5 protein-coding genes, 17 tRNA genes and 2 rRNA genes are annotated in these 6,761 nt (G+C 39.2%); 1 reads left to right on the top strand and 23 read right to left on the bottom strand.

Features of this window, described 5'->3' with window-relative positions; genetic code table 11:
• Positions 1 to 377 precede the first annotated feature (377 nt).
• Positions 378 to 890 (top strand): phosphoglycerate mutase family protein, encoded by a 513-nt coding sequence (locus KHA94_RS00120; protein WP_213100154.1) that lies wholly within the window; start codon positions 378 to 380, stop codon positions 888 to 890.
• A gap of 152 nt (positions 891 to 1,042) precedes the next feature.
• Here the strand turns inward: KHA94_RS00120 and KHA94_RS00115 are convergent, their stop codons facing one another.
• The 23 genes from KHA94_RS00115 to KHA94_RS00005 form a co-directional block, all read right to left on the bottom strand.
• The gene (locus tag KHA94_RS00115; protein WP_213100153.1) at positions 1,043 to 1,567 is read right to left on the bottom strand and encodes a hypothetical protein; all 525 of its coding nucleotides are present in this window, start codon (positions 1,565 to 1,567) and stop codon (positions 1,043 to 1,045) included.
• Positions 1,568 to 1,690: 123 nt separating this feature from the next.
• Positions 1,691 to 1,942 (bottom strand): hypothetical protein, encoded by a 252-nt coding sequence (locus KHA94_RS00110; RefSeq protein WP_213100152.1) that lies wholly within the window; start codon positions 1,940 to 1,942, stop codon positions 1,691 to 1,693.
• 138 nt (positions 1,943 to 2,080) lie between these two features.
• Complete coding sequence (locus KHA94_RS00105) at positions 2,081 to 2,902, bottom strand: hypothetical protein (protein ID WP_249365243.1); 822 nt, start codon at positions 2,900 to 2,902, stop codon at positions 2,081 to 2,083.
• Positions 2,903 to 3,048: 146 nt separating this feature from the next.
• A complete protein-coding gene (locus KHA94_RS00100) occupies positions 3,049 to 3,993 on the bottom strand; it encodes a tyrosine-type recombinase/integrase (RefSeq protein ID WP_213100151.1) in 945 nt (314 codons plus the stop codon).
• Positions 3,994 to 4,119: 126 nt separating this feature from the next.
• Positions 4,120 to 4,201, bottom strand: a tRNA-Leu gene (locus KHA94_RS00095).
• An 18-nt stretch (positions 4,202 to 4,219) separates the two neighbouring features.
• Positions 4,220 to 4,305 (bottom strand) — tRNA-Leu (locus tag KHA94_RS00090).
• Between the two features lie 30 nt (positions 4,306 to 4,335).
• Positions 4,336 to 4,409, bottom strand: a tRNA-Cys gene (locus KHA94_RS00085).
• A gap of 11 nt (positions 4,410 to 4,420) precedes the next feature.
• Positions 4,421 to 4,495, bottom strand: a tRNA-Gly gene (locus KHA94_RS00080).
• Positions 4,496 to 4,498: 3 nt separating this feature from the next.
• Positions 4,499 to 4,573, bottom strand: a tRNA-Gln gene (locus tag KHA94_RS00075).
• A gap of 73 nt (positions 4,574 to 4,646) precedes the next feature.
• Positions 4,647 to 4,722: transfer RNA gene (locus KHA94_RS00070), tRNA-His, on the bottom strand.
• Between the two features lie 28 nt (positions 4,723 to 4,750).
• Positions 4,751 to 4,826: transfer RNA gene (locus tag KHA94_RS00065), tRNA-His, on the bottom strand.
• A 9-nt stretch (positions 4,827 to 4,835) separates the two neighbouring features.
• Positions 4,836 to 4,909, bottom strand: a tRNA-Trp gene (locus KHA94_RS00060).
• A gap of 6 nt (positions 4,910 to 4,915) precedes the next feature.
• Positions 4,916 to 5,000: transfer RNA gene (locus KHA94_RS00055), tRNA-Tyr, on the bottom strand.
• Positions 5,001 to 5,079: 79 nt separating this feature from the next.
• Positions 5,080 to 5,155: transfer RNA gene (locus tag KHA94_RS00050), tRNA-Thr, on the bottom strand.
• 12 nt (positions 5,156 to 5,167) lie between these two features.
• Positions 5,168 to 5,243: transfer RNA gene (locus KHA94_RS00045), tRNA-Phe, on the bottom strand.
• Positions 5,244 to 5,262: 19 nt separating this feature from the next.
• Positions 5,263 to 5,339, bottom strand: a tRNA-Asp gene (locus KHA94_RS00040).
• A gap of 3 nt (positions 5,340 to 5,342) precedes the next feature.
• Positions 5,343 to 5,416, bottom strand: a tRNA-Met gene (locus KHA94_RS00035).
• A 34-nt stretch (positions 5,417 to 5,450) separates the two neighbouring features.
• Positions 5,451 to 5,526 (bottom strand) — tRNA-Val (locus KHA94_RS00030).
• Positions 5,527 to 5,531: 5 nt separating this feature from the next.
• Positions 5,532 to 5,606 (bottom strand) — tRNA-Glu (locus KHA94_RS00025).
• Between the two features lie 10 nt (positions 5,607 to 5,616).
• Positions 5,617 to 5,709 (bottom strand) — tRNA-Ser (locus KHA94_RS00020).
• 3 nt (positions 5,710 to 5,712) lie between these two features.
• Positions 5,713 to 5,787: transfer RNA gene (locus KHA94_RS00015), tRNA-Asn, on the bottom strand.
• A gap of 11 nt (positions 5,788 to 5,798) precedes the next feature.
• Positions 5,799 to 5,915, bottom strand: a 5S ribosomal RNA gene (gene rrf / locus KHA94_RS00010).
• Positions 5,916 to 6,025: 110 nt separating this feature from the next.
• Positions 6,026 to 6,761 (bottom strand): 23S ribosomal RNA (locus KHA94_RS00005); the annotation flags it as partial.

Below are 6,761 nucleotides of genomic sequence, written 5' to 3'. Positions count from 1 at the left end.
CAGTTTCGGTAGGTACCCTTGCATATGGCATTGTCGGGCACGAGTTACACCATATGAAAGTGATTAGTGATAAATACTTATAAGTCTTTTTCTATTAATTAAAAAACCTAATTTCTCATTTAATGCTGAGAAATTAGGTTTTTTAATATTGAAACTTCCTTAAGGTTGTAAATCCGCATTTTCCTGACGCTACTGTACAGAGATAATAAAGTTGTTTAATTTACAATAAAGTCATTAAAAAATAATAATGTTGTTTAAAAATCCTTATGTCACTAACGGTGCAGGTTAATTCAAAAATATTATTAGAGCATTAATAGGAAAACCATATTCCTTTATAGAATTGTTATTTAGAAGAATATAACAAGGAGTGTGAAAAGATGCAGATTTTGTTGATTCGTCACGGAGAGTCGGAAGATGATTTATTAGACGAAAATTATGATGGGAATAAGGATTTACCATTAACACCAACTGGGCGTATTCAAGTAGAGAAAATGTCAGAACGAGTTTTAAAAGAGTTTCCGCCAAATTTTATATGGAGTAGTACATTAAAAAGGGCTATTGAGACTACCGAGGTTTTATCGAATATAATTGGTTGTCCAGTTAAATATATAGATAATTTAAGAGAACAACAGGAATCAGAAAGTAATCTTGAATTTAGGTTGCGTGGGGAAACAGTTCTTTCATTTATTAAGGAAAATAGTAAGGCATATAATAGAATTGCGGTAATAACACACGGTGGAATGATAACAAAAATTTTAGAGAGTTTTGTTCAGTTACCGTACGAAAATAATATATGGTTTAATACCAATAATACAGGTATTCATTGCTTAGATTATTTAAAGGATTTACAAGTTATAAGATTTGGTAATAGTACATCTCACTTAGATTAACAAGTTTGTAAAGAAATGTACTTAAGCTAACAGGTGCTTTTGTTGAACAAGAATGTTTGAGACCTTGATGGGTCCCTTTTTGTTCTGGAATAAAATATTGATTTTATAAATAAAAAATCGAGCATTAAGATGCCCGATCATTCAATTTGATTCTAAAACTTCAGGTTGTCTAAACGCTTCATTGAATATCCATATAACTGGCTTGATTCTGAAGGAACCCATCCCTTAAGAAGTGAATAAAGCCCTGACCCCAAAGCTCCGCCAATTCTTTCTTCTAAAAATACTGTGGCCTCTCCAACTGAACTAAAAGTTCCTAACTTCAGATTATTTTTATAAAGCTCGCAAGGGATTCCGGCGTGGTTACTCGAATCGTAGCTTTCAGAATGACCATAATTAGTATCTCTTAATGGGATAGTATACAATTCCTCTGGATACCCTTTCTTCGGTGCATACTCAAATCGATACTGGGTTATATAAGGAAATTTCTTAGAAGTGAGTTTCGGTGTAGGATAAGCATTAGTTGCTAAGCTTTTTCTAGCCCATCCTATACTCATAATTTTATTTGAATTAGCCCATTCTATAGCTTCCTTCATACTTCTAAACAATCCAATTTGTTCCTCACTCTTATCAGTTTTTTTGTAAAGTACAACTGATCTTCTATCCCATTGATTAGCCATATTTATCCCTACTCCTTAGATTATCCTAGCTTGAATTTTTATATCGTTATATTTAATTTTATATTAAAAGATATTTATAATTCAATTTGGGTTCATCTGGAGCTTCTGAGGGCTACAATATAATCACTCTTGTTTATTTTGTTTTACTAATTGTAGCTCTATAAGATCTAGCTTTCGGCCAAAAGAATAATATTGCTCCCTAAGTTCTTTCCCTAATACTTCGAGATTTTTCTCAATAGCATCTACCTTTCCTTCTATAGCAGCAATCCTTCGGCCAAAAACTGAATCAATTTTAGCGTACTGTTCATGAATTCCTATTACCATTTGTCGGTTAATTTTAACTATTTCATTTACAATAAATTTATCGTTGCTCATATACAATTCCCCTCTCAAAAATATTATTTATATAAGCCCATAAGGGCATTTTAAGAGAGACAAATAAAATATATTATCTCTCTTTTTCTGTGCAATATAGGACAAACTGGAGCTTTTGAGAGCTATCCTGATTAATGACTAAAACGGTAACTCGTCCTCATCTTTGTCATCAACAGTTAGCCATTCATAAAATGGAACTGTTCCAGATTGAAATCTTTCTGAAAAGTCTATTTCTCCTCGTTTCAAATTTCTTTTGTATAACGTGTTTTCTAGACAAGTACGCAGATATGCTCCAAAGTTCTCAACTGATTTTGTTGCTAAGACTTCATTAACAACTCGTATACATAATTCTTTAGGTAATCCTTTTAATCGATATTCATTGGTTAATTTATGAATTATTTTATCATTGTTAACCATTTCCTTGTTAACCAAATTATTATTATTATCTTTATCTTGTTCTTTTTTATTTTTCTTTTTAATATTCGACACCTTTTGGCAATTATTGTCGTTACCTTTTAGCAAGACTAATCTTTCCCTTTGGTCAAGATTGGGAGCACCGCTTGAGGGAGATGGGACAATATTTGATGGTATATTCAGTTCTTCCCTTTTGTCAGAACTGGAAAGTAGCTCTTTAATAATTTTATCTGTAATATGGAAATGTCTTTTTTGCGGTACTCCCATGTTTCTGGTTTCAATGTAACCAGCTTCTTCTAAATCTTTGACGGCTTTCATCTGCTGTTTGTAAGAAAGGGCTGTTTCTTCTTCTAAAGTCTCAATTGTTAGGAAGAAATATTCTTTTCCATCACGAACAGTTAACATTCCTTTGCTTCCAAAACTTTCATAGCTTGAACATAATTGTCCAAAAATGATTGCTCCATTGGCTGACACTTTGTGAGCAAGTTCCTTGTTGTACATTACAAAACCTTTGCCACTTAAAATTAACATTAAATTCAAATTCATTTTTCTTCTCCTTTTGACATAACAAAAGAAGACATGCTAATATTTTTTAAGCACAGGTCAATCTTCTGTGTTGGTATTGAGGGGTTTTGGACCGCGAATCCACCCCTCTTTTATTTATTACAAATAGCAAACACACGTTCGTAAAATTAAAGGTTCAATTTGTTTATTGTGCTAAATTGCTTAGCTTTTGCTTCTAAATCACTTCCCCAAAGTCTTACATATCTTTTAGTTACAGTTAAATCGCTGTGACCTAAAAGAGCAGCCAAAGAGAAGGCGTCAATGCCTTTTAATATAGAACGTTTAGCATATGTGTGTCTCAAGATGTGAGGACTGAATTGCTTCTTTATATTTGCCAATTTTCTATACTTCTCAAATCTGTTCTGTATTCCTCTCCCTTTAAATTGCTCATCATCGACATTTACAAATAGATACTCAGTGTCTAATATCCCTCGGAGTCTCAAATAAACATTTAATTGTTGCAATGTCTTTTTACTCAAGTAAACTGTTCGCTCGGTCAAATTCTTTGTCTCTCTTACAATTAGTTCGCTTCCTCTTATATCATTTACTTTAATTCCAACTAATTCAGAAAGACGGATACCTGTATCCAGCATTAATATAAAGATAGTAATGTCTCTTACTCCAACAAAAGTATTTTGGCTTCTAATAGTTGCAGCAATTTTTTCAATTTCTTTATCATCTAATGTTTCAATTGCTCGCTGGCGATCCCTAAGCTGCTTAATATCGAAAATTGGATTTTTAGGAATAAAATTTTTTTTGTCTAAAAAATTGAAGAATGATTTCAGTGCTCTTAAACGAGTATTGATACTAACTGTTTTTATTTGCTCTTTTAGGTGTAAAATAATCTGTTCTACATCATTATTTGTTAGTTCAACCATTTGTTTGTTTAAATTCAGTTCAATCATTGTTTTTTGGATGGATGATAATTCACTTCTGTAGTATTGAATAGTGGCTGGTCTTAAATTCTTTAAATGACATTCTCTCTCGAATTTTTCAAAAGCTTCTTCATCAGTAATTTGAATTCTTGTTAAAATTTTTTCTTCTAATGAAAGTTCTCCTCTTCGTCTTCCCATTTCATCACCTCATAAGATTTATCACATAAGATTCTTGCGAATTTAATCGTACGAGGACAAATAAAAAAGACCTTCAACATGAACGTTGAAAGTCTTTAGTATCAAGGATTCTCGCCTTGAAATTAATACCGGTGATCGGGGTCGAACCGATACTCCTCACGGAACACGATTTTGAGTCGTGCGCGTCTGCCAATTCCGCCACACCGGCATATTAATATTTTGAAAGTGCCGAGGACCGGAATCGAACCGGTACGGTAGTCACCTACCGCAGGATTTTAAGTCCTGTGCGTCTGCCAGTTCCGCCACCCCGGCGTATATTAAATCAAAAAATTAGTTTTAAATTGGAGGCGGCAACCGGATTTGAACCGGTGATCAAGGTTTTGCAGACCTATGCCTTACCACTTGGCTATGCCGCCTTAAAATAAAATGGAGCGGAAGACGGGATTCGAACCCGCGACCCCCACCTTGGCAAGGTGGTGTTCTACCACTGAACTACTTCCGCAAATGGCTGGGCTAGCTGGATTCGAACCAACGCATGTCGCAGTCAAAGTGCGATGCCTTACCGCTTGGCTATAGCCCATTGATAATAATCAATTTAATTGTATTATACATTATATCAAATTATTGGATATTTGTTCCACTATAAAAAATTATGGGGCGACTGATGGGAATCGAACCCACGAATGTCGGAACCACAATCCGATGCGTTAACCACTTCGCCACAATCGCCATAATTTTATTATCCCATGTAATATTATGGGGCGGCTGATGGGAATCGAACCCACGAATGTCGGAACCACAATCCGATGCGTTAACCACTTCGCCACAACCGCCATAATTAATGGCAGGGGTAGTAGGAATCGAACCCACACTGGAGGTTTTGGAGACCTCTGTTCTACCTTTAAACTATACCCCTATAAAATGGTGGTGGGGGACGGATTCGAACCGCCGAACCCACAGGGAGCGGATTTACAGTCCGCCGCGTTTAGCCACTTCGCTACCCCACCGTTTGTAAGTTATGCTCGAAATTCCTTCGGAATTCCTCTGCAGATTTCCATTGATGATTAATCAAAGAAGCAAGAAATCTGGTGCCGGCCAGAGGACTTGAACCCCCAACCTACTGATTACAAGTCAGTTGCTCTACCAATTGAGCTAGGCCGGCATTGTTTTAAAATGGTGGCTCAGGACGGAATCGAACCGCCGACACAAGGATTTTCAGTCCTTTGCTCTACCGACTGAGCTACTGAGCCACTATGTATATTAAAGTAATGGCGGTCCGGACGGGACTCGAACCCGCGACCTCCTGCGTGACAGGCAGGCATTCTAACCAACTGAACTACCGGACCATATTGCGGGGACAGGATTTGAACCTGCGACCTTCGGGTTATGAGCCCGACGAGCTACCGAACTGCTCCACCCCGCGATAATATTATTTTTCATGCTCATGAATGTGAGTATGGTGGAGGATGACGGGATCGAACCGCCGACCCTCTGCTTGTAAGGCAGATGCTCTCCCAGCTGAGCTAATCCTCCAAATATGGTGACCCGTACGGGATTCGAACCCGTGTTACCGCCGTGAAAGGGCGGTGTCTTAACCGCTTGACCAACGGGCCAATATGTAAATGGCGGAGAGCAAGGGATTTGAACCCTTGAGACAGCTATAAACCGCCTACACGATTTCCAATCGTGCTCCTTCGGCCACTCGGACAGCTCTCCTTATGGCTCCGCAGGTAGGATTCGAACCTACGACCGTTCGGTTAACAGCCGAATGCTCTACCACTGAGCTACTGCGGAATAATCCATAGGCCTGGCGACGTCCTACTCTCACATGGGGACATCCCCAAACTACCATTGGCGCTGAGAAGCTTAACTTCCGTGTTCGGGATGGGAACGGGTGTGACCTTCTCGCTATCGCCACCAGACTATTTTTTAAAGACAATATTTATTATATCGTCTTTTTGAATTTTTTCAAGAGAATTTTTTTATTCTCTCAAAACTAGATAATGTAGAAGAAGAATTCGAGTAACCTAATTTGGTTAAGTCCTCGACCGATTAGTATTTGTCAGCTCCACGTGTCACCACGCTTCCACCTCAAACCTATCAACCTGATCATCTTTCAGGGGTCTTACTAGCTTGACGCTATGGGAAATCTCATCTCGAGGGGGGCTTCATGCTTAGATGCTTTCAGCACTTATCCCTTCCGCACATAGCTACCCAGCGATGCTCTTGGCAGAACAACTGGTACACCAGCGGTGCGTCCATCCCGGTCCTCTCGTACTAAGGACAGCTCCTCTCAAATTTCCTGCGCCCACGACGGATAGGGACCGAACTGTCTCACGACGTTCTGAACCCAGCTCGCGTACCGCTTTAATGGGCGAACAGCCCAACCCTTGGGACCGACTACAGCCCCAGGATGCGATGAGCCGACATCGAGGTGCCAAACCTCCCCGTCGATGTGGACTCTTGGGGGAGATAAGCCTGTTATCCCCGGGGTAGCTTTTATCCGTTGAGCGATGGCCCTTCCATGCGGAACCACCGGATCACTAAGCCCGACTTTCGTCCCTGCTCGACTTGTAGGTCTCGCAGTCAAGCTCCCTTATGCCTTTACACTCTTCGAATGATTTCCAACCATTCTGAGGGAACCTTTGGGCGCCTCCGTTACTTTTTAGGAGGCGACCGCCCCAGTCAAACTGCCCACCTGACACTGTCTCCCACCCCGATCAGGGGTGCGGGTTAGAATTTCAATACAGCCAGGGTAGTATCCCACC

The sequence above is a fragment of the Cytobacillus citreus genome (assembly GCF_018343665.1).
Lineage (GTDB): Bacteria > Bacillota > Bacilli > Bacillales > Cytobacillaceae > Cytobacillus > Cytobacillus citreus.
This window is presented reverse-complemented; position numbering and strand designations above follow the sequence as displayed.